Raw genomic sequence first — 22,973 nt, 5'->3', positions numbered from 1 at the left:
GTGTGTGGGTTCGGGTCTCGAAAAGCGCTGCGATCAGCCCAAAAACGATGTGACGCCCGTGCGCGAAATTCGCGGACGGGCGGGGCCCCTCGGGGCCGGGTCGTCGCCTTGGTGTTGAAGGCGGGCGGAACATAGAGGCCAAAGCCGGTCGGCGTCAAGCAAAGCCGGGCCTTTTCAGGCCCTTGCGACCCGCCATCGCACTGGCCCCGGGGCCGGAGTTTTAATAGATTGAAATCACGAAGTAAATCGGCCGGCGCGCCAGCCCGGCCGAAGCCAGGAATCCCCCATGACCGAGATCGCCATCGTGACCGGCGCCGACGCCACCTATGCCGGGATGCTGGAGGAGTGCCTGCGCTCGATCCGGGACAAGCCGGAAAGCCATCAGATGACGCTGTGCCTCCTGGATGTAGGGCTGGGAGAACACCGGGACCGGTTCGGCGCCCTGGCCGACAAGGTGGTCGAGCCCGGCTGGGACATCGACTTCCCGGCCAGGCCCCAGACCCCCGGCTATTACCGGGCGATGTTCGCCAGGCCTTTCCTGCCCCGCTATTTCCCCGGGCACCGGCTCTATCTCTGGATCGATGCCGACGCCTGGGTCCAGGACTGGCGCGCCGTCGAGCTCTTCATCGAGGCCGCGCGCCAGACCGACCCCGCCAGCGGCCAGCCCTGCCTCGCCGTGGTCCCCGAGCTCGACCGCAGCTACCGCAACTTCTATGGCGCCTGGCAGGAATTCCACGACGTCATCCGGAAGAGCTACGCCGAGGCCTTCGACGAGGAAACGGCCGACGAACTGGTGCGCTACCCGCTGATCAATTCCGGCGTCTTCGCAATGCGCGCCGAGGCGCCCCACTGGCAGGTCTGGGGCGACACGCTGAAAGCGTCACTCCAGCGCAAGACGACATCGCTCAGCGAGCAGGCCGCGATCAACCATGTGGTGTATCGCCAGAAGCTGCCGGCGGCGTTCCTACCGAGCTGGTGCAATTGGATCTGCCATCACGCCGCACCGCGACGCGATCCTGCGAGCGGTGAACTCACCGAGCCAGCGTTGCCCTATCAACGGCTCGGGATCGTGCATCGGACGATGTGGACGAAGGGAGAGTGGGGATCTCAAGCTATCGTTTAGATCGCAATCCCCTCGCCCCGTAGACAGCCGGCCGGCGCACTGCCATATAACCGGCATGACGCTCGCGACTGCCTTCACCAAGATGCATGGGCTGGGCAACGACTTCGCCGTGATCGATCTGCGCGGCGGATCGGCCAATGGCGCCGCCCTGACCGACATTTCCGATACCCAAGCCAAGGCCATCGCCGACCGGCGGACCGGGGTTGGCTGCGACCAGATCATCCTGATCGAGAAGCCGCGGCAGAAGCTGGCGGACGTCTATATGCGGATCCGCAATGCCGACGGCAGCGAGGTCGAGGCCTGTGGCAACGGCGCGCGCTGCGTCGCGGCCCTGGTCATGGCCGAAACCGGCCGCCGCCATGTGATCATCGAAAGCGTGGTCGGGCTCCTGGACGCGGAGGCGGCGTCGGACGGCCGGATTTCGGTCGATATGGGCGAGGCCCGGCTCGACTGGCGCGAGATCCCGATCGCCAAGCCGCTCGACACCCTCCATCTCGGAATCGAGCTGGGGCCGCTTTCCGATCCCGTGGGCGTCAATATCGGCAATCCCCATGCGGTCTTCTTCGTGCCCGACGCCGGGGCGATCGACGTCGCGGCCCTGGGGCCCGTGCTGGAGCGCCACCCGCTCTTCCCCGAGAAGGCCAATATCGAGATCGCCCAGCTGCTGTCGCCGACCCGCATCCGGATGCGGGTCTGGGAGCGCGGGGTCGGCATCACCCGGGCCTGCGGTACCGGCGCCTGCGCCACCCTGGTCGCGGCCCATCGCCGCAAGCTCACCGGCCGCAAGGCCACGATCCAGCTCGATGGCGGCGATCTGGAGATCGAATGGCTGGCGGACGGCCATGTCCGCATGACCGGCCCGGCGGAGACCAGCTTCACCGGCAGACTCGACGCGTCGCTGCTGGGCTAATATTGTCTGGCGCGCCGGCCCGGAGCGGCCCTGTCGCCGTTCGCCCAAGGCCCTGCCACGCCACGAAAATAATGACCGAGCCCCGCGTCCTCACCTTCGGCTGCCGCCTGAACGCCTTCGAATCCGAGGTGATGCGCGGCCATGCCCAGGCGGCGGGGCTGGGCAACGCCATCCTGGTCAATAGTTGCGCCGTCACGGCCGAGGCCGAACGCCAGGCGCGCCAGGCGATCCGCAAGGCCCGGCGCGAGAACCCCGAGGCGCGCATCGTCGTCACCGGCTGCGCCGCCCAGATCGATCCGGCCCGCTTCGCCGCCATGCCCGAGGTCGACCATGTGATGGGCAATGGGGAGAAGCTCGAGGCCCGGAGCTGGCAGGCACTCGCCACCGGCGAGGCCCCGCGCACCGCGGTCGCCGACATCATGGCCTTGCGCGAAAGTGCGGCCCATCTCATCGCCGGCTTCAGCGGGCGGGCGCGCGTCTTCCTCGAGGTGCAGCAGGGCTGCGACCATCGCTGCACCTTCTGCATCATCCCCTATGGCCGGGGCCCGAGCCGCTCGCTCCCGGTGGGCGACATCGTCAACCAGGCGCGGACCCTCACCGAGAGCGGCGTCGCCGAGCTGGTGCTGACGGGCGTCGATCTCACGGCCTATGGCCAGGATCTCCCCGGCACGCCGTCGCTGGGGCAGATGGCGCGACGGCTCCTGAAGCTGGTGCCGGGCTTGAAGCGCCTGCGCATCTCCTCGGTCGATCCGATCGAGGTCGACGAGGATCTGGTGACGCTGGTCGCCGACGAGCCGCGGCTGATGCCGCATCTCCATCTCTCGCTGCAGCATGGCGACGATCTGATCCTGAAGCGGATGAAGCGCCGCCACAGCCGCGCCGATGCTGTGGCGCTCACGGCGCGGCTGCGCGCGCTGCGCCCCGACATCGTCTTCGGCGCCGATCTCATCGCCGGCTTCCCGACCGAGAGCGAGGCGGCGCATCAGGCCAATCTGAGCCTCATCGACGATTGCGGCCTGACCTTCCTCCATGTCTTCCCCTATTCGGCGCGCAAGGGCACGCCGGCCGCGCGCATGCCGCTGCTGCCGATGGCGTTGCGCCGCGAGCGGGCCGCCGCCATCCGCGCCAAGGGCGAGATCGCCAAGGCCGCCTGGTTCGCGGGCGCCGCCGGCCGCAGCACGGCACTCCTCGTGGAAAAGAGCGGTGTCGAGGAGAACGGTGGGCAGAGCGCGCTCGGCCATACCGAGCATTTCGCGCCGGCGCGTCTCGTCGGCGACGCGGCGCCGGGCAGCATCGTCATGGCCCGCGTGACCGGCCATGATTCCGAGGGGCTGATCCTCGAAGCCCTCGCGCAGCAGGCCGCATAATGACCGACGAGACGGTGGAGAAAGCGAGCGGTGGCTGGCTCGCGAGGCTGAAGCGCGGCCTTTCCAAGAGCTCGGCCAAGCTCTCCGACGGCATCACCGGCATCTTCACCAAGCGCCGGCTCGACACCGCCTCGCTGGAAGAGCTCGAGGAGCTGCTGATCGCGGCCGATCTCGGGCCCTCGGTCGCGGCCAAGCTTGCCGATGCGCTGCGCCGCCGCCGCTTCGAGAAGGACATCGCCCCCGAGGCCGTGCGCGAGGCGCTGGCCGAGGACATCGCCCAGATCCTGGCGCCGGTCGCCAAGGGCTTCACGCCCGACCCCGCCGCCAGGCCGCATGTCGTGCTGGTGGTCGGCGTCAATGGCAGCGGCAAGACCACGACCATCGGCAAGCTCGCCCAATATTGGAAGAGCCAGGGCAAGAATGTCTGGCTCGCCGCCGGGGACACCTTCCGCGCCGCCGCGATCGAGCAGCTCCAGATCTGGGGCCAGCGCGCCGGCGTGCCGGTCGTGGCCCGCGAAAGCGGCTCGGATTCCGCGAGCCTCGCCTTCGAGGCGCTGGAGCAGGCCAAGGCCGCCGGCGCCGATCTCCTCCTAATCGACACGGCCGGCCGGCTCCATAACAAGGCCAATCTGATGGCCGAGCTCGCCAAGATCGCCCGCGTCCTCAAGAAACTCGACCCGGCGGCGCCCCAGGATTGTCTTTTGGTGCTCGACGCCACCACGGGCCAGAATGCCCTGGCCCAGGTCGAGACCTTCCGCCAGATCGTGCCGTTGACCGGGCTGGTCGTGACCAAGCTCGACGGAACCGCCCGGGGCGGGGTGGTGGTGGCGCTGGCGGAGAAGTTCGGCCTGCCGGTGGTGGCGGTCGGCGTCGGCGAAGGGGCCGAGGATCTGCGGCCCTTCGAGGCCGGGGCCTTCGCCCGGTCCCTGGTCGAAGGCTAAGGCGCTATCGGACGGATAGGGCCGGAATCCATATCGGGCTGGATTGCATCGCTGGGGAGGGCATCTCCATCAAAAATCAACATGTTGAGCCTAAGTTGCGAACCGCGGCGCCGGCCTCTTACCCCCAGGCCGGGCACCGAATGGTGATTGATTCGCGACTCAGGCTGGCTAGGATTCGCCGGTTGGAATTCCGAGTCGTTCGAGGGGGCGGACGGAACCGATGGCAGCTGGTCATACCTTGAGCCGCGACGATCGCCGCGATACGCGACCGCCCCTCGATGGGCAGGAATCCTCGGGGGCGCTGGGCGTTTTCGCGCGCCTCAAGAAGCGCCTTCTCGCCAAGCCCGGCGATCCGGCCGAGCCCGTGGCGGCCGCAGCCGCGACAGCGGCGCCCGCCGATGGCTGGGCCGATCACCACACCGAGAATTTCATGCGCCGCTATCTGCGGGCCGGCGATGCCGTGCTCGATATCGGCGCCCGCGACGGCAAATTCGCGGTCGCGGCCGCGGCCGCGGTCGGTCCCGACGGCCGTGTCGATTCCTTCGAGCCCAGCCCCTCGCTGCGGCGCAAGCTGACCGAGGCCGTGCATCGCAGCCATGCGGTCGCGATCGTGATCCATCCGAAGCTCGTCGGCACCCAGGCGCAGCTCGGCCGCTTCGTCGACGGCACCGGCAAGAGCGGCCGACGGCGGCCGCCGCTGCCGGGCGAGCTCGCGGTCGGCGGCGTGATCGGCGTCGAATGCGTCCGCCTCGACCAGGCAATGGGCGCGCGGCGCTATGCGCTGATGAGGCTCGACATCGCCGGCGGCGAGCTGGTGGCGCTCAAGGGTGCCGAAACGATGCTGCGCGAGGCCAATCCGCCGGCACTGCTGATCGCGATCGACGGCGCGCTCAACGAATGCGGCACCTCGCCCGAGCAGCTGAGCGATTTCCTCACCGCCAGCGGCTATGAATCGATCCTCTATGACGCCGACCGTCACAAGCTCGACTATGTCGGCAAGCCCTGGACCCGGCGGCGCTACGTCCTCGCCGTCGCCCAGAAAGGCCGCAACTACGTCTCCTCCCGCCTCGCCGGCATGGATTTGCAGAAAGAGCCGGAGCCGGAAGCCGAGGACGTGCTGAGGATCACGACCTCGGAATGATCGCTACGCTCTACTTTTAAGCTGCGATCGATTTCGCGCGTCTTTTCATCCAGACGACTCCCTTTCTCCTATCCCCTCCCCCCTTGAGGGGAAGGTTAGGGTGGGGGGTGCCCACAGGCTGAATAATCGGCAATACTCCGCCGCCGTTTATTGCAGTTCCGTGACACCTTCCCCCGAGTTCCCTCCCTTCATGAGCCTCCATCTGATCGTCGCGCTCCTCATGCTGCTCGCGGCGGCGATGCATGCGGGCTGGAACCTGTTCGTGAAGGGCACCGACGACCGGCTGTCGGCGATCACGGCGGTCATGACCGGCGGCGCCATTCTCTCCGCCTGCGGTCTGCCCTTCGTCGATCCGCCCGCGCGCGCGAGCTGGATCTTCATCTTCCTCTCCATCCTCGTGCATCTGGGCTATTACGCCGGGCTGGTCGGGGCCTATCGCCATGGCGATCTGAGCCACGCCTACCCGATCGCGCGCGGCACGGCGCCGCTGCTGGTCGCGATCGCGGCCGCACCCGCGGCCGGCGAATGGCTCTCGCCGCTGCAATGCGTCGGCGTCGCCGCGATCTCGCTCGGCATCGTCAGCCTCGCCTTCGAGCGCGGCATGCCCAAGGGCGACCATGGCCGCTCCGTGCTCTACGCGCTCCTGACCGCGGTCTTCATCATGGGCTACAGCGTGATCGACGGGCTGGGCGTGCGCCGTTCCGGCAATGCGCTGGGCTACATCCTCTGGCTGTTCGCGCTCGAGGCGATCCCGCTGCTGCTCATCACCCTCGCCATTCGCCGGCGCGCCTTCTTCCAGCATCTCAAGCAGCACTGGCAGAGCTCGAGCGCCGGCGCCGTGCTCTCCTGCGGCGCTTATGGCCTCGCGATCTGGGGCATGAGCGTGGGTACGCTCGCCGGCATCGTGGGCTTGCGCGAGACCTCGGTCCTGTTCGGCGCCGCCTTCGGTGCGCTGTTCCTGCGCGAGCAGTTCAGCTGGAAACGCGCGGCCGCCGCCGTCGCCGTGGTGGCGGGGAACCTGGTGCTGCAGCTGGCGTGACGGGTGGACCGCACCCCTGTCGTCATGCCGGCGAAGGCCGGTGCCTCACCGCCTCTTCCGCTCCATCAGCTCGATCCGGTTGCCGAACGGATCGTCGACATAGACGCGGATGTAGCCTTCGAGCGGCTCTTCGGCATTCACCGCGACGCCTGCGGCCGTCAATGTCGCGATCAGCGCCGGAAGATCCTCCACGAGCAAACCCGGATGCGCCTTGCGCGCGGGCGTGAAGTTCCTGTCGACGCCGAGATGGATCTTGAGCGCGCCGCGCTCGAACCAGGCGCCGCCGCGCGCGGCCAGATGCGGCGGCTTCGTCATTTCCGGAATGCCGAGGAGCCCTTCATAGAAGGCGTGGGCTTCGGCCTCACGGCCGGCGGGCATGGCGAGGTGGATATGATCCAGGCTCACCACTCGCATCGCCACATCCTTCAGAAATTGCCGAGCTCGCCCGGCGGGTTGGTGCGGGCGGCGAAATGCTCCGCGTCGCCGATCTCGCGATAATGGCCGAGGGCCCAGCGCACCGACGGGAAGGCGATGTCGTTCCAGGGGATCTCGTCCCAGGCGAACAGGCCGACCTCGAGGCTCTCGGGGCCCGGCTCGATCCCGGGCGCCGCGAACCGTGCGCGATAGATCACCTGGACCTGGCTCAGCCGCGGGATCGAATAGACCGCGATCAGCCCGTCGATCTCGATCTTCGCGCGTGCCTCTTCCCAGGCCTCGCGCCTGGCACCGTCGGCGGTCGTCTCGTTCAGCTCGAGATAGCCCGCCGGCAGGGTCCAGAAGCCATGGCGCGGATTGATCGCGCGCCGGCACATGAGGATGCGATCGCCCTCACGCACCACGGAACCCACGACGACCTTCGGATTCTCGTAATTGATGAAGCCGCAATCGCTGCAGACGATGCGCGGACGGCTGTCACCTTCCGGGATCTCGCGTCGATAATGGGCGGGCAGATTGACCGGCGCCTCCGTACGGGATGCCGGGCGGTCGCTTGTCTCAGGTACGGGCGGGGTTTCGGCCATGGCCGGTACTCTGCCGCCGCCCCCTCCGCGAGACAAGCCCGGGCCGCCCGCGAGCTTATTCCGCGCCCACGCCCTTCCAGCTGATCCGCCAGATCGACTGGCTGGCATCGTCGGCCACGAACAGGCTGCCATCAGGCGCCACGACCAGCCCCACGGGGCGGCCGAAGACCTGGGGCGGATCGTCGCCGCCGATCCAGAAGCCGGTCAGGAAGGGCTCGTACCAGCCCTTGGGCCTGCCGTTCGCGAAGGGCACGCGCACCACCATGTAGCCCTGTGGCTTGCCCGCGTTCCAGGAGCCATGCAGCGCGACGAAGGCGTCGCCGCGATATTCGGCGGGAAACTGTTTGCCGTCATAGAAGACCAAGCCCAGCGGCGCCGAATGCGACCGGAACAGCAGATCCGGCACCGTGACCTTGTCGCCGTTTCGGCCCGCCGGAATCTCGATGTCGGGCTGCCGGTGATTGCCGATATAGAAATAGGGCCAGCCATAATCGGCGCCCTCCCGGATCCGGGTCAGATAGTCCGGGACCAGCCCGTCGCCCAGCCCGTCGCGCTCGTTCACCACCGCATAGAGATCGCTGCTGCCGGGATAGAACGCCATGCCGACCGGGTTGCGGATGCCGGTGACCACGGTCTTCTGGTCGCCGCCATCGGCGGCGAAGCTCTGGATCGAGGCGCGCGGCAGGGGTTCGGCGTCGACATTGGATTCCGAGCCGATCGCGACATAGATGCGCGAGCCGTCGGGACTGAAAACGAGGTTCCGGGTCCAATGGCCCTGGCCCTCGCCGAAGGCGCCCTTGGCGGTGATCCGCTTTCGCGATTCCGTGGGCGCCGTCGCGTTGGGCTCGTAGGGCAGCTGCCAGATGCCTTCGGTGTCGGCCACATAGAGCATGCCATCATGGAAGACCATGCCATGCGGTCCATGAAAGCCGTCGGCCAGGACGCGCTCCGAATCGGCGACGCCGTCGCCATTGCTGTCGACGATTCTCATGATCTGCTCGTCGCGGCCTTCGGAGAGCAGGACCGCGCCATCGGGCGCGATCGCCAGCCAGCGGGCGCGATCGAAGCCCTTGGCGAAGAGGTTGACGGCGAATCCCGGCGGCAGTTGGAAGGGCGGACGATCCGATGCCGTCACCACCTCCGAGAAGTTGCCGACGGCCTCGCTCGAATCGGGTGCCGGGAGCTTGGACGGGTCGACCTGGATATGGGTGCCGGGCGGCTCCGATGGGGACGCGGCAAAGGCGGCCCCCGAAAAGGACAGACTCGCCGCAAGGAACAGGACCCGGAAACCGAAACGCATTGAAATCGGAGAGCCTGTTATCGGCATGGGCCTGTCCTGTGCCGTTGATGATCCACGTTCCTTGAATATAGGACCCGAGGGGCTCGGGCCAACTCGCATCGACTGTGAAGCAGGCCCCGCTTTGTTGTATCAGAGACGTGATCGCAATCCGACATCAGCCAACGCCCGATTCCCGCTCCAGGTTCCATGGCGCCTTCCCGCAAGACCCTGCCCACGTCATTCGCCAGCCGCCGCGCCGCCTTCCTCGGCGGCATGCGGGAATCGGCGAGCACGCCGGCGCTGGTGCTGGGGGCCTCCTTCCTCGGATTCGGCTCGCTCTGCCGGCAATCGGGCTGGACCCTGCCGATGAGCCTCTTTTCCACCACCACCGGCTGGGCCCTGCCGGGCCAGATCACGCTGATCGAGCTTTATGGCGTCGGCGCGTCGGCTGCCGCCATCCTGCTCGCGGTCTGGCTGTCGGGCCTGCGGCTCCTGCCGATGACGCTGTCGCTGATGCCCTTCCTGCGCCATCCGGGCACGCCGCGCTGGCGCTATTATCTCGCCGCTCATTTCATCGCCATCACCGGCTGGGCCAACGGCATGCAGCGCTGTCCGGTGCTGCCCTCCGATCAACGCCTGCCCTTCTTCATGGGCTTCGGCCTGGTTCTCTGGAGCTTCTCGCTCGTCGCCACCGCCACCGGATTCTTCATGGTGACGTGGCTGCCGCCCACGGTCGGGCTGGGGCTGCTGTTCCTCACCCCGGTCTATTTCCTGCTGGTGTTCTCGGTGGACCTCGCCCAGCGCACCCGTGCCCTGCCGCTGATCCTGGGTGCCATCACGGGCCCGCTCTTCCACCTCCTCTCGCCCGATTGGAGCCTCCTGCTGACGGGCCTCGTCGCCGGCACCGTTGGGTTCCTGCTGGAGAAACCGCTGGCACGCTGGATCGAGGCCCGCAGGGCGATGCGGGCAACGCCATGAGCGAGAACGCGATCTGGCTGCTGATCGCGGGCGCTTTCGTCGTCACCTATATGTGGCGCGGGCTGGGCGTGGCGCTGGGCGGCGGCCTCAGCCTCGACGGCCCGCTGTTCCGCTGGGTCGCCGCGGTCGCTTATGCGATGCTGGCGGGCCTGATCGCGCGCATGATCGTCCTGCCGCTGGGGGCGCTCGGTGCGACGCCGATCGCCGAGAGACTGCTCGCGGCCGGCATCGCGCTCGCGGTCTTCCATGTCAGCCGGCGCAATATGCTGCTGGCCGTGTTCTCGGGTGCCGCCGCGCTGGTGCTGCTGGAGCTGGCCGACACCCTGTGACCCCGATGTTGCCGCGGCTGAAGACCTGGGCCCGCTCGATCAAACGGGATGTCGTCGCGATATGGCTGGCGGCGCGCGACCCCCGCGTGCCCTGGTACGCAAAGGCGATCGCCGCCGCTGTCGCCGCCTATGCGCTGAGCCCGATCGATCTCATACCTGATTTCATTCCGGTGCTCGGATATCTGGATGATCTTGTCATCGTCCCGCTCGGCATCCTCCTCGTCGTCCATCTGATACCGGACGAACTGATGGCCGAGTTCCGCGAAGAGGCCACGAAGCGCATCGATCGGCCGACAAGCCTGGCTGCGGCCGCGGCGATCGTCATGCTCTGGGCGGCGATCGCGATCCTGATCCTGTGGTGGCTATGGCCGCGCCTCGCCGGGTGAACCCGCCTGTTCCCGCCTTCAAAGAATCCGGGTCGCCATCTGGTCGAGGCGCGAGTTTTCGCGGTAGAGCGCCCGGACCAGAACCGCGCCCAGTACGCCCGTCAAGGCGCCTCCGAGGATATCGGTCAGATAATGGGTCCCGACATAGATCCGCGACCAGCAGACGAGGAGTGCCAGCAGCAGAAAGCCCCCGGCCCGTCGCGGCAGGCGCTGCAGCGCGAAGGCGGTGACGATGGCGAACGCGGCGGTGGCATGATCCGACGGGAACGACCAGTCGGCGCTGGGTGCAATCTGCAAATGGGTTACGCCCGCGTCATAAGGGCGGACGCGATGCACGAAGAGAAGGATGATTTGATTGATCGCGAGGCCCAGGAGAAAGGACAGGCCCGCGCAGAGAGCGGCATGCCGGATATGATAGCGGTTCTCCCTCGCCCACCATTGCAGGGCCACCAGCAGCACCATGGCCGGAACCCCGACTTGCGTCACTGCCATCATGATCGAATCCAGAAATACGCTCCTGCCGGCAGCGGCATTGATCCAATTTGTAATCGCGTCATCCATCTTTTTAGCCCATCTCCTGCCGTTGAAGTCGAAGGAAGCAATGCATGAACGAACGTCGCATCCGTCAGATTTTCGAGATCAGTCTTCTTCTCAAGGGTGCACACGCGCTGATCGAGTGTATCGGCGGCGTCGCGTTATATCTGGTAAGCATGAACTCGATCGTCGCGCTGGTGAACATGATCACGCAAGAGGAGCTGATCGAGGATCCCAACGACTTCGTTGCCACCCATCTGCTGAGCGCCGCGCAGAATTTCTCCGTCGGGAGCAAAGAATTCTACGCTTTCTATCTGCTAAGTCACGGGGCGATAAAAATTCTTCTCGTCATCGGCTTGCTGAGGAACCGATTGTGGGCTTACCCGGGTTCCCTTGTCGCACTCGGCCTCTTCGTTCTTTATCAACTGTACAGATTCGCTTACACGCAGGCCTTTGGTTTGATCCTGTTGACCATCTTCGATCTGTTCCTGATGGTGCTTATCTGGCACGAGTATAAACTGGTCCGCCACCGGTCGCCGGCACCGTGATCCGACCCAGGATCGCCTGGCATCGCACCCCGAGAAAGTCATCCATTGGCGGCCGCCCGCGGACGCCTTAGCTTTGCTGGGAGAACCCCGATCTCGACCGGCTCGCCGTGGAGATAGGCATTCTGATCATGCATCAGCGCCCCTTCCGGCAAGGCCTCCCATAGCGGACCCATCGTCGCCTGCACTTTATGGCGATAGAAGTCCGGCAGGACCTCGCTGTCGCCGTCGAAGAAACGGCGCACGCTCGGATCGCTGTCGAGCAGTCCTCTCACCGTTGACTGGAAGCGGATGCGCCGGGTCGACCGGGCGCGCACGAGATTGAGGAGCCTGGTCCCTCCGCGATTGGCAAGGAACCGCTGCGTCACGCTCGACGCCGACAAGGCGTGGCGCGTCAGGTCGAGCATGCGGTCATAGATCTCGTTCCAGTCATAATGCTCGGGCTGGACGTTCATCGCATGAACGCTGTCGAGGAAGTAGAACGGAAAGGGCCGGACCCGACCGGCGCGCTGCAGGTCGAGATTGAGCGGCGCCGCGCGTCCATAGGCCGTGAGCAGCGAGAAGGCCGGATAGACGCCCGGGGCCAGATCGATGAATTGTTTGGTCAGATCGAACGGCTCGGCCCCCCGATCGCAATCGAGGCCGAAGACGAAGTTCGTCTGCACGAACGGAACATGACGCAGGATCATGTTCACCTGATCCGCGACCTGCCGGACCTTATCGAGTCCCACATTGGCCCCGGTCCGGGATTTGTTGCCGTGCGCGTACCAGGATTCGATGCCGGGCAGAAGGCCGACGAAGCCGTTGCGCTTCATCCTCGAGATATGCGGTTCGGACAGGAGCGACAGGCTGCTTTCGGCGATGAAGCGGATCCGGCCGGCAGGCACAACATCCTCGATCGCTTCCATGTAATCGTCGAAGCGCACGCCGAAATTGGGATCGTGCCAACCGACCATGGGTCGGCGCCGCCGGCCCAGCAGAAACCGGAGATCCTCGCGAAGCCGATCGAAGGCCAGCGGTTGGTAGTCGACGGTCGAATCGATACAGAAGCTGCAGCTATAGGGACAGCCCATGCTGCCGATCATCGGCACGATCCCCATGAGAGGCGCCCGGGCCAGGGCCGCCTCGACGAAACGCCAGCGTTCGCGCAGGCTGGGGAGCTCCAGGGGTTGCGTGGCAGCGCCCAGGCAGCGTCCCAGGGGGCGATGCGGCGCGCCGTCCTTCAGCACATCCTCGACGATCGTCTTGTCGGTGAGGCCCAGCACATAGTCGAAATACTTCGCCGCGTCCTCGGGATAGCAGCGCGCATGCGGTCCGCCGAGAACCGTGACCGCGCCGCGGCGGCGATAGAGATTGCTGACCGCGTAGGCAGTCTGCGCCGCGCGGCTGAAGGCGCTGATGAAGACGATATCCGCATCCTCCAGCAGCTCGCGGCTGAGATCGTCGCTGCCGGTGTAACAGAGGTAGCGAACCTCGTGCCCCATGGCCTCGCACCAGGTCGCAACGACCTGCGGCATGATGCTGGCGAGATTGGCATTCATGATCCGGGCGAAGAGGCGCTTGGCCGTGCCTTTGGTGACGAGGTCCAGCACGGTGATGCGTAAGCGCCGCATGGGAGGGTCCTTTTCGCGGATGACGCGAGCATGGCGATTGCTCGCGCGTAGAGTGGTTGGCCCCCCGACGACTGGAGCAAGTCTAGGCGCGTCGGATGACGAATGGCAGCGACAGCGAGCCACCGCCCGTTAATTCGATGTCACAAGGCGCCGCGATCGCGGATGCCCGCAATCGGATCCGCTCTCTCAGCCACCGTCTCCTGTCAGGAAGGTTGCAACTTTGGGCCCGACGACGATGTCGGGCGCGATGGCTGCGAAATAGCGCCGCGTATACTCGTCCTTGAACTCCGGTTTCACATGATCGACGGCATCACCGACATGATCGATCGGCATGCAAAGGGGCGTGCCCTCGACCATGGTGAGGCCCGCAGCGCGCACGGCGTCCGCCAGTGCGCCCTGATAGGCCGCCGATTGCGCGCAATAGCCGTCATAGATCGGCCCGCTGGCATAGAGACAGGGAACGCCCTGCGACTTGCAGAACGTACCGATGCGCTGAAGGAAACGAAGCTGCTCGTGGCTGATCATTCCGGGCAAGAGCGGCTCTTCGGCGACCTCGGCCGGCGGCGCCAGCCGATCGGTGCCGCGCATCTGCTGCGGAACATAGTCTCCGACCATCACGGTCGCCATCCGGGTTAAACCGTTGCGGCGAATCTGCGTGATGGTCTCGCTCGCTGCCCGGAAGCTCAGATAGACCTTGGCGAGCTCAACCGGGGACAGATCCGACCATTGCGGATGATCGGTGGTGAAGAAGTAGCCTGCCGCGGCTTCGGGCCGCTTCATCGTCTTGAGCGACTGCATGACGACGACCAACCGCGGATGGTGCCGCTCGAAGCTCCGTCGGACCATGTTGTAGGAAGCGCCCACCCCATAGGTGCCGCTCAGGGCGAGATTGAGGGTGCGGGCGCCGGCAAGCTTGCCGAACAGATCCGCATCGATCGCGTTTCCCAGCGAGCTGTCGCCGACAAAGACGATGTCGATCTGGTCGGCCTGGTCGATCTTCCGGACCTGATAGTCGAAGAGGTTGCGGTTGGACGCATCCACCAGGCCCAGGCCGTAGCCGATCATGGACAATGTCACCATGCCGACCAGGGCCGTCACGAACAGGACGGCAGCGACGATCAGGTAGCGGCGAAAGCTAGAACTGGAAATAGATGAAGGGCGAGACGTCATTGAGCTTGATCACGCAAATGAAAAGGCCGCCCGCGAAGGACAGGCCGTAAAGCCAGTTCGGCCGCCATTGGAGAAACCGTGGCGTGGGCAGGAGAGCGGTGGCCGGATAACCCTCGGATGGCAATCCGGGGCTGGCGGAACCGAGCCACTGATGGGTGTTCGGCAGGAACCAGACCACCGCCAGCAGCCCAAGGATCCACAGCGCGGTCGAGAGCGGCCGATCGACATCGATCGGCCCCGCCGTCAGTAGGGCGCCAAAGCCGGGAAGCCGGTCCAACGACGCCACGAGCGCGGACGGAAGCAGGATGCCGTTCAAGCCCGCGAGGCCTCGATAGACGCAGAGCGCAGTCTGAAGATCGGGTGCGCGGAACGGAACCCAGGCCAGCACGACACAGAACAGAGTCAGGCCGCGCGCCAGCCCGGGATGAAGTCGCGGCATCGCTGCGCTTCTCCGCCACAGCCGGTGAACGACGATCATGACGCCATGCAGCAGGCCCCAGAGAACGAAGGTCCAGGCAGCGCCATGCCAGAGTCCACCCAGCAGCATCGTGACGAGCAGGTTGAGATAATTCCGCGTGGGCCCCTGGCGGCTGCCGCCGAGCGGTATATAGAGATAGGCCTTGAGGAAGCGCGACAAGGTGACGTGCCAGCGCTGCCAGAAATCGGCGATCGAATCCGCCTTGTAGGGCGAGGCGAAATTGACCGGGAGTCGGATGCCGAACATCCAGGCCAGGCCGATGGCCATGTCCGAGTAGCCTGAGAAATCGAAGTAGATCTGGAAGGCGTAGCTGAGCGTACCGATCCAGCTCTCGATCAGTGCGGGATCATGGCCATGGGCGGCAGCGGCGAAGAGGCTGGTGGCGGGAATCGCCATGGTATCGGCGATGAAGACTTTCTTGATCAGGCCGATCACCAGGATGGTCAGGCCGACCGCCAGACGGTCGGCGGCGGGAACAGGCCACGAGCGCGCGAGCTGCGGCATGATCTCGCTGTAATGGACGATTGGCCCGGCAATCAGCTGCGGGAAGAACAACACGAACATCAGGAACTCGAGAAGGCTCCCGCACTTTGCGATGCCTTTGTAGCTGTCGATCAGGTAGGCGATCTTCTGGAAGGTGAAGAAAGAGATGCCGATCGGCAGCACGATCTTCGCGAGCACAAGATCGAACCCCGCGAGACGATCGACGTTGTCGACAAGGAAGTTCGCGTATTTGAAATAGGCGAGAAGCCCGAGGTTGAAGATCAGGCCTAGGGTGAGCAGGACCTTGCTCCCATGGCCGGAATGCTGCGCTTGCCGCCTCAACCATCCACCGACGGTGTAGTTGATCAGAATGGAGATCAGCAGCACCGGCAGCAGGCGCGGATTCCAGGAGGCATAGAACAGGGCCGATGCAGCCGCCAGCCATGCCAGGGCCGCGGTCCGCAATTCGAGCCGCCGCAGGATCTCATGGCCGATCCATGTAATCGGCAGAAACGCGAACAGGAATCCGTAGGAATTGAATAGCATTCTGCGAGTTTCAGAATCTGCTGTTGGGTGAAACCTGTGGTCGCGACTCTCTTCGGTCACCTTTCCCGATACCGGCTCCGATTCTCGAATACGCCGGGCCGTCAGTACCCCGCGCCGTTGATACGGCGGCGGCCGACATGGCGCATCTGGAAGCAATGAACGACCCTGCTCGGCAAGGCGACTTTCGGTGTCGTGAAAGCATCAAACCGCAGTTGGGCCACGAGATTGATGTAGCGCCGCGGCTTGCTGGCCAGGGATCGCGGCGAGACGCCATGCACGGACTCCCGTGAGTTGACAAAGCAAGCCAGCATGTTGGCCGCATAGGGTACGCTGCGGCTCCGCACCACATCGCCCGGCAGGATCATGCGATGGCGCAGGAGACGAGGCGCCCGAGCCCAGCGATAGAGTTCGAGGTCGCCGCCTTCGGAACGGTCGTCCGGTTCGCGGAGATAATAGAGACCGGCGAAAACTGTCTTCCGGTCGTCGACATGCGGGGTCTTGACGCTGGATGCCCGCATGCCTGGGGTGTTGATCGCGAACTGGCAGTCGAGAAGCACGTCGGCTTCATCATCGGCGCCACGCATGCCGACCTGCAGCTCGCCGAGGGGCCGGCCCAGCCGTTCCTCGAGCATCGGAAACGTCGCTCTGATCGTCTCGCCGAAGACGCGGACGATCTCGCTCCAAAAAGCTGCCGAGGTATGAAGTGCAAAGAACTCGCACCATTCGGATGCGATGCTCGGATCCTCAACGACCTTCACAGCCGAAAGGCGCGCGACGGTATTCTCCGCGACCCCGCGGCGCCCCCTCAAGATCGTCGCCTCCGGAGGGAACAAGTCGTGAAGCCGGCCATAGAGCCCGGCAGGAAGAGCGTTCCTGTCGATCAGATGCGGAAAGGGTTGCATCGTCACATGATGGGGAGCGGCCGACGCCAGAACACTCGGCATTCCTGCCCGGGGCGCCGTTGTCGTTGCACCATGCGCCGCAAAGGAGCCGACCGGCTGGGCGATCCCGGCCAAACGGCAGTCGATGGCCAGTGGATCCCCGAATCCGCCGCTCATTGGGCCGCCGCCATGACGCGCCGGGCACCGGCATCACCATCCAACAGCCCTCTGATCGTTGCTAGGTCCAGCACGGTGATATGGTGGCGCATGGCTTACCCTTCGCGCGCGAGACAAGGCTTTGCCTCGCGCGCAGCGGCGGCCGGATGGGGAAGAATGAAGGCCGACGGCAGGCTGGGACCCTAATGGACGCCACATGTCGGGCTGCTGACGGAGGTTACACAAATCCGTATATTCCCCCTGGATCGGACAGCTTTGACGGCGATCTCATGGTTGAGTTTTCACGATGGGGCCGGCGCCTGCTGTCATGGACTCCGCCAATCTGTATAGTCGCGGGGGAGGCCGTCATTCCGGCGCGACATCGACGACCGGAAATGGCGGACGGGCGAACTCGCCTGCTTCTTCCGCGCCATGAACGACGTGAGCCCGATCGCCGATGAAACTCCTTCTCATCGAAGACGACCGCGAAACAGCGGCCTACATCGCCAAAGGCCTTCGCGACCTGGGGCATGTCATCGATATCGCGGGCGACGGGCGTGAGGGACTCTATCTCTGCACGAGCGAGACCTATGAAATGGCGATCGTGGATCGGAGATTGCCTTCCATGGATGGGCTTTCGCTCGTCAAGGCGGCGCGCGCCGCCGGCGTGCGGATTCCAATTCTCTTTCTGACAACGGTGGATGGCGTCGATGATCGCGTAGAGGGTCTCGAAGCGGGCGGCGACGACTATCTGGTGAAGCCCTTCGCCTTTTCCGAGCTGGTCGCGCGCATCCATGCCCTCGCCCGCCGCGCGCCTCTCGGGAGCGAACCGACCATGCTTCAAGTGGCCGATCTCAAGATGGATCTGATCCGGCGGCAAGTGGCACGGGCCGGCCGGCCGATCGACCTTCTACCGCGCGAATTTCGGCTGCTCGAGTTTCTGATGCGCAATGCCGGGGAGGTCGTCACCCGCACAATGCTGCTGGAGCATGTCTGGGACATCCATTTCGATCCCAAGACCAATGTCGTGGAAACCCATATCAGCCGCCTTCGCGCCAAGGTAGACAAGCCATTCAGCGAGGAGATCATCCACACCGTCCACCGAGCCGGATACCGTCTGCATGCGCCTCGATGATTACTGGCGCAGTGCGCCGCTTCGGATCGCCGCGACCTACACGGTGATCTTCGGCCTGTCCTTCCTCCTGATCCTGGCGGTGATCTATTGGGCGGCTGGACGCGATGTCGAGGAGCAGATCCGCCAGACGATCGATCAGGATGTCCGGGTGCTGCGCAACGACTACGAGCAGCAGGGAATCAAGGAGATCGCGGAGGATATCCGGGTGCTTGCAAAAAGCGTCGAAGCCAACCGTTCCCTCTATCTTCTCCAGGATTCCGGCGGCAACATCGTCGCCAGCGCGGGGACCACCGAGGTCATGAGCCCCTTCGAGGGCTGGCAGGAGAAGCCCTTCCTGCGTGCAGCGAAGCGGCCCGATCATTTCATCCTGTTCGGCACGCAGCTGGGAGAATACTTTCTGGCCGTCGGACGGCGGGCCCATCCGGTCTGGGAGGTCCACGAGGCCGTCCTGAAGTCCTTCGCCTGGGGGCTGGGCGCGATGATACCGCTGGCCCTGCTCGGCGGGTTCATCATGGGGCAACGCTCCTTCCGTCGCGTGGAAGCCATCGGGTCGTCGATGCGAGAGATTGCGGAAGGCGATCTCTCGCGTCGCGTGCCGGTGACCGGCACAGGAGATGAGATCGATCGGCTGGCGCGCGACATCAATCGCGTACTCCAGGAGATCGAGAGATTGATGGATCAATTGAAACAAGTGACGAGTGATATCGCGCATGATCTGCGCACGCCGCTCGGCCGCTTGCGTCAAGGACTCGAACGGGCCGTCGATAAGGAGACGACCGTTGCCGGTTACAGGGGCGGTGTCGAGAAGTCCATCACCGAGATCGATGGAATTCTATCGACCTTCAACGCGATCCTGCATATCGCCCAGATCGAGGCAGGCAAGCGCCGGGCCCGGTTTGCGGAGTTCAGCCTTTCCGAGCTGGGCCAGTCCGTGCTGGACATCTATGGCAGCGTCGCCGAGGACAGCCTCCATGAGCTTGAGGATGCCGTCGCACCGGGCGTGACGGTGCGCGGCGATCGCGACCTGCTGATGCAGCTTCTGGTCAATCTCGTGGAGAATGCCATTTGTCATACGCCCGCCGGCACGCATATCCGTCTGGTCGTGGCGCACGAAAGCGATCGTCCGACGCTTCTGGTGTCCGACGATGGTCCTGGTATCCCGGCGGACGAGCGCGAGCGCGTGTTCCGCCGTTTCTATCGGCTCGATAGCAGCCGGACCACCCCCGGCAGCGGCCTGGGCCTGGCGCTGGCCGAAGCCATCGCCAATCTTCACGGGGCCGTGATCGAGCTGGCCGACAACCAGCCCGGCTTGCGCGTCGTGGTGAGGTTCGCGTACTAGCTGCCGCGGCGGAATTGCCGAGAGCAGCCGTTTTCCGGCCTTTGCATCAGTCCCCGGCGGCAGGCCTCGCCGTTCCGGCGCCTACGATGCCGGAGCGGCCGGGGCGAGGATACCCCACGAGAACCGCCGTGGTGGAAGCTCCGGGCTCGAAGGCGAAGCAATCAGGATCGGAGGCTGCATCTGCATCGACGGGAACCACTGCTGCAATGTGGCCGAGATGTTGTTGGGATCGTCGCCCGGTTCCCACACCACCACAGCCCCTCGCCGTCGGAGATCGGCCATGTCGATCCACGGGCTGCCCTCCGGACTGCCGTCGCGCAGCACCAGCGGGTGATCGGTCGAGAAGAAGCTCACATTGCCCGCAACCCATTTGTTGCCGATCACGTAAGCGAGCGGGGCGCCAACCCTCCGCCGCCAACCCTCGGTGACCGCGTCCGCCAGCAGGCGCGCCGGGAAGTCCGCTTCTCTCTGCAGCCGCCGCAAGACATGCTTCGAGGGAACCTCCCAGGAGACCGCCGGCAGGCGCAAAGGGCTTGCCCGGGACGCGAGGCTATTGGCACCAGCGAACAGCACCGCCACCAGGACGAAAACACCCGCCCAGGCCCATCCGAAACGCCGGATGGCCCGCTCTTCGACCACCGGCACCATGAACAGGACGGCGAGGAGGCCGATGAAGCACCACATCGCATAGGCCCAATGTACGCGGAACTCGACGTCGCTGATGACGGCCCCGGCCAGCAGGAGGCCGATCGGCGCCAGTGCCATGGTGGCGACGAAGCGGCGATCGAAGATCGTCGGCGCACCCGCCAGCGAGATCCTCTTCTCGCCCTTCCGGGAGGGCACCAGCGTCAGAAGAAGAAGGCCGGCCAGGCCCATCACGCCGAGCTGGCCGCCGACGAACCCGCTCAGCGCAACCATGTGGCCCAGCATGCCCTGGGTCGGCCGCGATACCCGGTCGATATGGGCAATCGTCGGGAAATTGTGCTGCAGGGCCCATCCGAGATGAGGCACGAGAAGCAGGAGACATAGCGCCGCACAGAAATAGGGACCCGGCTTGCGCCAGGCGCGCCGCGCCTCGGGCTCAATCAGCATGAAGCCGATCATCGCCAGGGCCAGCAGGAAGCTCACATACTTGCCATAGGCCGCCCCGGCGAGGCACAGGCCAAGAAGCAGCCAGTCCAGCAGCCGCTCGAAACGCAGGGCCCGGTAGAACGACCAGGTGGCGAGCGCCCAGAACGGCAACTCGATCAGGTCAGGGAACAGATTCGGCGATCCGAAATTGAAGAAGAGCACGCCGTCGAGGAGCATCACCGACAAGAGCGCTCCGAGCGGATTGACGATCAGACGCGCCAGCCGCCACACCGCCCAGAAGCAGGTGGCGACGAGGACCTGGCTCGCCAGGAACACCGCCCAGCGCTGATAGCCGAGCGTGATGTCGAGAAAACCGAGCAGCCAGCCTTGAAACGGCGGCTGATCGTAGCCCAGCTGCCATCCCTGCCCCCAGATCACGCCTTCCACGAGATCCACGGGCAGGGCGCTGGTGAAGATCAGGGGCAACGCGGTCCAGACGATCAAATGCAGGAGCAGCCAGCCGGCGAACAGCAACTCGACTCTCGCGGTCGACCGATCGCGCGTCGCGCCTGCAACGATGAATGCGGGTGCAGCGCCGGGCGGCAGAAAAACTGACATGGCGTCTCAGTCGATGGAGGGATGATCGGTGGCTAGCTGGCCGAGCCTTCGACGCTCTGTTCCACCGGGTTGGCCATCGGCGCCCGTGCGAACCTGGTCACCGGTCGGGGATGCGCGATGTCGGATGCGCCGCCGCGTTCGCGGTTCGCCATCGGGTCTCCGTCAGCGGCCGACGATCGCGAGGCGAGTGAACCGGCGACCGGAAGCTGGGGGAACAATGAATAACGCACGGTCGCGTAGAGAGCGCGAACGGCATCCTTGACGCCGATCTTCTTGCCCTCGTCATAGCTGCGCCCGCGATAGTGGATGGCAACCTCGAAGAAGATGCAGCCGGATTTGGCGAGCTTCGCCGTCACCTCCGGTTCGAAACCAAACCGATTCTCGCGCAAGGGAACCGCCTGAATGACCTCGCGCCGGAAGACTTTGTAGCCGGTCTCCATGTCGGTCAGATTGAGGTTGGTGAAGCAGTTCGATACCAGCGTCAGAAGCCGATTGGCGAGCACATGCCAGAAGGAAAGGACGGGCTGGCCTTGGCTGTCGGCAAAACGCGATCCATAGACGACATCCGCACCTCGCTCGAGGATAGGCTCGATCAGGCGGCCATAGTCGCCGGGGTCATATTCGAGGTCGGCGTCTTGAATCAGGATGATGTCGCCCGAGGCTTCCATGAAGCCGCTGCGCAGGGCCGCACCCTTGCCGCGGTTCTCGCGGTGAACGATCAGTCGGTCGATGGCGTGCGACAAGTCTCCGCGGAGCAGCTCCGTCGTGCCGTCGGTCGAACCGTCATCGACGACGATGATCTCCACGCGAGGCACATCCGCGCGGGCCATCCTGGCCAGCAGAGGAGCGATCGTGGTCGATTCGTTATAGCAAGGGATGACGACGGAAAGCGTGTAACGCTCTCTGTCGATGGGTGCCTTGGGTGCCCTCGGCGCCCTGATCGGAAAGTTCATCGAATGCCGCTTTTCTCCGAGGTGCCGCTGCCCGGCGATACAGGGCAGTTCGGTCCCCTTGGCTCAATTGTTGGAAAGTTGCCCCCAAAGTTCCCCCGAATCCGCGCTGATCGATTCAGCGTCGCTGCCGCGCCGCGGCCGTATTAGGGTCCAGGTCGCACGGCCCGGCAAATTACAGATTTCCAATAACTCTGTATGATCTCGCGCGGCCGCCGGACATGGGGCAAAGCCACAAGGCAGGCTTGCTCTGGCGGCAATCCGCGAAAGCGTCGCCCCCGATCGATCCGCAGGCGAGAGCGTTGGCGGCGCCGATCCTCGCCGCCAACGCCGGAGAATCAGAATCCCGCCTGGATCTTCTCGTAGTCGCGGTTGATGGCCTGCTCGATCTCCGGATTCTGCGGGCCTGCGAACTTGCCCCGCGCGAGGATCTCCATCGGATTCTTGGAGAGGCCGCGCGCCAGCAGATCCGCCTCGGCAATGCCGTCGAAGCTCTTCTGGTTGGCGTGGCCGTAGCCGAACTCCTCGATCAGATACTGGCCGGCGCGCGGATCGATCATGGCGTCGATGAGGTCGAGCGCCTTGTCGGGGTGCGGCGCCTTCTTCAGCAGCACGAGCCCGCAGCACCAGGTGAGAGCGCCCTCTTTCGGATTGGCGAACTTCACCTTCATGCCCTGCTTCGTGAGGCCCAGCGGCGACTGGTTCCAGGTCATCGCCGCCACCACCTCGCCCGAAGCGAGCGCCTGCTCGACCTGGGTCGAATCCGCGGAATAGAAGCGCAAGAGCGGGCGCTGCTTCTCGAGGAGCGGACGGACCTTGTCGATGTCGGCCTGCGTCACCTCCTTGAGCACATCGACGCCCGCATAGATCGCCGCGCACCACCAGGCATCCTCGGCCGCTGCCATGGTGCCGAGCTTGCCCTTGTAGCGCTCATCCCAGAGC

Annotated in this window: 22 protein-coding genes and 1 pseudogene; 12 read left to right on the top strand and 11 right to left on the bottom strand. The window is 65.3% G+C overall.

The window, feature by feature from the left end; genetic code table 11:
• Positions 1–286 precede the first annotated feature (286 nt).
• The 6 genes from ACREE8_RS03570 (at position 287) to ACREE8_RS03545 (ending at position 6,521) form a co-directional block, all read left to right on the top strand.
• Positions 287–1,123 carry a hypothetical protein gene (locus ACREE8_RS03570; protein WP_431571603.1) on the top strand — a complete coding sequence of 279 codons (837 nt, stop codon included), beginning with the start codon at positions 287–289 and terminating at the stop codon, positions 1,121–1,123.
• Between the two features lie 55 nt (positions 1,124–1,178).
• Positions 1,179–2,033 carry a diaminopimelate epimerase gene (gene dapF, locus ACREE8_RS03565; protein ID WP_431571602.1) on the top strand — a complete coding sequence of 285 codons (855 nt, stop codon included), beginning with the start codon at positions 1,179–1,181 and terminating at the stop codon, positions 2,031–2,033.
• A gap of 71 nt (positions 2,034–2,104) precedes the next feature.
• The gene (gene mtaB, locus ACREE8_RS03560; RefSeq protein ID WP_431571601.1) at positions 2,105–3,400 is read left to right on the top strand and encodes a tRNA (N(6)-L-threonylcarbamoyladenosine(37)-C(2))-methylthiotransferase MtaB; all 1,296 of its coding nucleotides are present in this window, start codon (positions 2,105–2,107) and stop codon (positions 3,398–3,400) included.
• Positions 3,400–4,341 carry a signal recognition particle-docking protein FtsY gene (gene ftsY, locus ACREE8_RS03555; RefSeq protein WP_431571600.1) on the top strand — a complete coding sequence of 314 codons (942 nt, stop codon included), beginning with the start codon at positions 3,400–3,402 and terminating at the stop codon, positions 4,339–4,341. Before mtaB ends, ftsY begins: the two co-directional genes overlap by 1 nt.
• Positions 4,342–4,561: 220 nt before the next feature.
• Entirely contained in the window at positions 4,562–5,482 is a 921-nt protein-coding gene (locus tag ACREE8_RS03550; protein ID WP_431571599.1) for an FkbM family methyltransferase, read from the top strand.
• 190 nt (positions 5,483–5,672) lie between these two features.
• Positions 5,673–6,521, top strand: coding sequence for an EamA family transporter (locus ACREE8_RS03545; protein ID WP_431571598.1), 849 nt, complete (start codon positions 5,673–5,675; stop codon positions 6,519–6,521).
• A 45-nt stretch (positions 6,522–6,566) separates the two neighbouring features.
• On the opposite strand, the gene ACREE8_RS03540 is transcribed toward ACREE8_RS03545, so the two are convergent.
• Genes ACREE8_RS03540 through ACREE8_RS03530 form a run of 3 tightly spaced genes read right to left on the bottom strand, consistent with a single transcriptional unit; the run spans position 6,567 to position 8,840 of the window.
• A complete protein-coding gene (locus ACREE8_RS03540; RefSeq protein ID WP_431571597.1) occupies positions 6,567–6,935 on the bottom strand; it encodes a VOC family protein in 369 nt (122 codons plus the stop codon).
• An 11-nt stretch (positions 6,936–6,946) separates the two neighbouring features.
• Complete coding sequence (locus tag ACREE8_RS03535) at positions 6,947–7,540, bottom strand: NUDIX domain-containing protein (RefSeq protein ID WP_431571596.1); 594 nt, start codon at positions 7,538–7,540, stop codon at positions 6,947–6,949.
• 55 nt (positions 7,541–7,595) lie between these two features.
• Positions 7,596–8,840, bottom strand: coding sequence for a PQQ-dependent sugar dehydrogenase (locus ACREE8_RS03530; protein ID WP_431571595.1), 1,245 nt, complete (start codon positions 8,838–8,840; stop codon positions 7,596–7,598).
• Between the two features lie 186 nt (positions 8,841–9,026).
• Between ACREE8_RS03530 and ACREE8_RS03525 the strand changes: the two genes are divergently transcribed.
• The 3 genes and pseudogenes from ACREE8_RS03525 to ACREE8_RS03515 all read left to right on the top strand — a co-directional run.
• Positions 9,027–9,797 (top strand): AzlC family ABC transporter permease, encoded by a 771-nt coding sequence (locus ACREE8_RS03525; RefSeq protein ID WP_431571594.1) that lies wholly within the window; start codon positions 9,027–9,029, stop codon positions 9,795–9,797.
• Positions 9,794–10,126, top strand: a complete 333-nt coding sequence (locus tag ACREE8_RS03520) for an AzlD domain-containing protein (RefSeq protein WP_431571593.1) — start codon at positions 9,794–9,796, stop codon at positions 10,124–10,126. The genes ACREE8_RS03525 and ACREE8_RS03520 overlap by 4 nt, the downstream gene beginning before the upstream one ends.
• A gap of 14 nt (positions 10,127–10,140) precedes the next feature.
• A pseudogene (locus tag ACREE8_RS03515) lies at positions 10,141–10,512 on the top strand (YkvA family protein); the annotation flags it as partial.
• A gap of 18 nt (positions 10,513–10,530) precedes the next feature.
• Here the strand turns inward: ACREE8_RS03515 and ACREE8_RS03510 are convergent.
• The gene (locus tag ACREE8_RS03510; RefSeq protein ID WP_431571592.1) at positions 10,531–11,073 is read right to left on the bottom strand and encodes a phosphatase PAP2 family protein; all 543 of its coding nucleotides are present in this window, start codon (positions 11,071–11,073) and stop codon (positions 10,531–10,533) included.
• A 44-nt stretch (positions 11,074–11,117) separates the two neighbouring features.
• Here ACREE8_RS03510 and ACREE8_RS03505 point away from each other — a divergent pair, with 44 nt between their 5' ends.
• Complete coding sequence (locus tag ACREE8_RS03505; RefSeq protein WP_431571591.1) at positions 11,118–11,594, top strand: DUF2127 domain-containing protein; 477 nt, start codon at positions 11,118–11,120, stop codon at positions 11,592–11,594.
• 38 nt (positions 11,595–11,632) lie between these two features.
• Here the strand turns inward: ACREE8_RS03505 and ACREE8_RS03500 are convergent, their stop codons facing one another.
• The 4 genes from ACREE8_RS03500 to ACREE8_RS03485 form a co-directional block, all read right to left on the bottom strand.
• Positions 11,633–13,204 (bottom strand): B12-binding domain-containing radical SAM protein, encoded by a 1,572-nt coding sequence (locus tag ACREE8_RS03500; protein ID WP_431571590.1) that lies wholly within the window; start codon positions 13,202–13,204, stop codon positions 11,633–11,635.
• A 186-nt stretch (positions 13,205–13,390) separates the two neighbouring features.
• A complete protein-coding gene (locus ACREE8_RS03495; RefSeq protein ID WP_431571589.1) occupies positions 13,391–14,374 on the bottom strand; it encodes a hypothetical protein in 984 nt (327 codons plus the stop codon).
• Complete coding sequence (locus tag ACREE8_RS03490; protein ID WP_431571588.1) at positions 14,340–15,881, bottom strand: MBOAT family O-acyltransferase; 1,542 nt, start codon at positions 15,879–15,881, stop codon at positions 14,340–14,342. The genes ACREE8_RS03495 and ACREE8_RS03490 overlap by 35 nt, the downstream gene beginning before the upstream one ends.
• Positions 15,882–15,982: 101 nt before the next feature.
• Entirely contained in the window at positions 15,983–16,939 is a 957-nt protein-coding gene (locus ACREE8_RS03485; RefSeq protein ID WP_431571587.1) for a hypothetical protein, read from the bottom strand.
• Positions 16,940–17,375: 436 nt separating this feature from the next.
• On the opposite strand from ACREE8_RS03485, the gene ACREE8_RS03480 reads away from it, so the two are divergent.
• Positions 17,376–18,053, top strand: a complete 678-nt coding sequence (locus ACREE8_RS03480) for a winged helix-turn-helix domain-containing protein (protein WP_431571586.1) — start codon at positions 17,376–17,378, stop codon at positions 18,051–18,053.
• Positions 18,040–19,392, top strand: coding sequence for a sensor histidine kinase (locus ACREE8_RS03475; protein ID WP_431571585.1), 1,353 nt, complete (start codon positions 18,040–18,042; stop codon positions 19,390–19,392). Before ACREE8_RS03480 ends, ACREE8_RS03475 begins: the two co-directional genes overlap by 14 nt.
• 81 nt (positions 19,393–19,473) lie before the next feature.
• Here the strand turns inward: ACREE8_RS03475 and ACREE8_RS03470 are convergent, their stop codons facing one another.
• From ACREE8_RS03470 to ACREE8_RS03460, 3 genes are all read right to left on the bottom strand, one after another.
• On the bottom strand, positions 19,474–21,081 hold the full coding sequence (locus ACREE8_RS03470; protein ID WP_431571584.1) for a glycosyltransferase family 39 protein: 1,608 nt from the start codon (positions 21,079–21,081) through the stop codon (positions 19,474–19,476).
• Positions 21,082–21,113: 32 nt separating this feature from the next.
• Entirely contained in the window at positions 21,114–22,034 is a 921-nt protein-coding gene (locus ACREE8_RS03465; RefSeq protein ID WP_431571583.1) for a glycosyltransferase family 2 protein, read from the bottom strand.
• A 335-nt stretch (positions 22,035–22,369) separates the two neighbouring features.
• On the bottom strand, positions 22,370–22,973 hold a 604-nt coding region (locus ACREE8_RS03460; RefSeq protein WP_431571582.1), incomplete at its 5' end, for an ABC transporter substrate-binding protein.

The sequence above is a fragment of the Hypericibacter sp. genome (genome assembly GCF_050729195.1).
Classification (GTDB): domain Bacteria; phylum Pseudomonadota; class Alphaproteobacteria; order Dongiales; family Dongiaceae; genus Hypericibacter.
Note: the sequence above shows the minus strand (reverse complement) of the source record. Positions and strands in the feature narration are given on the sequence as shown.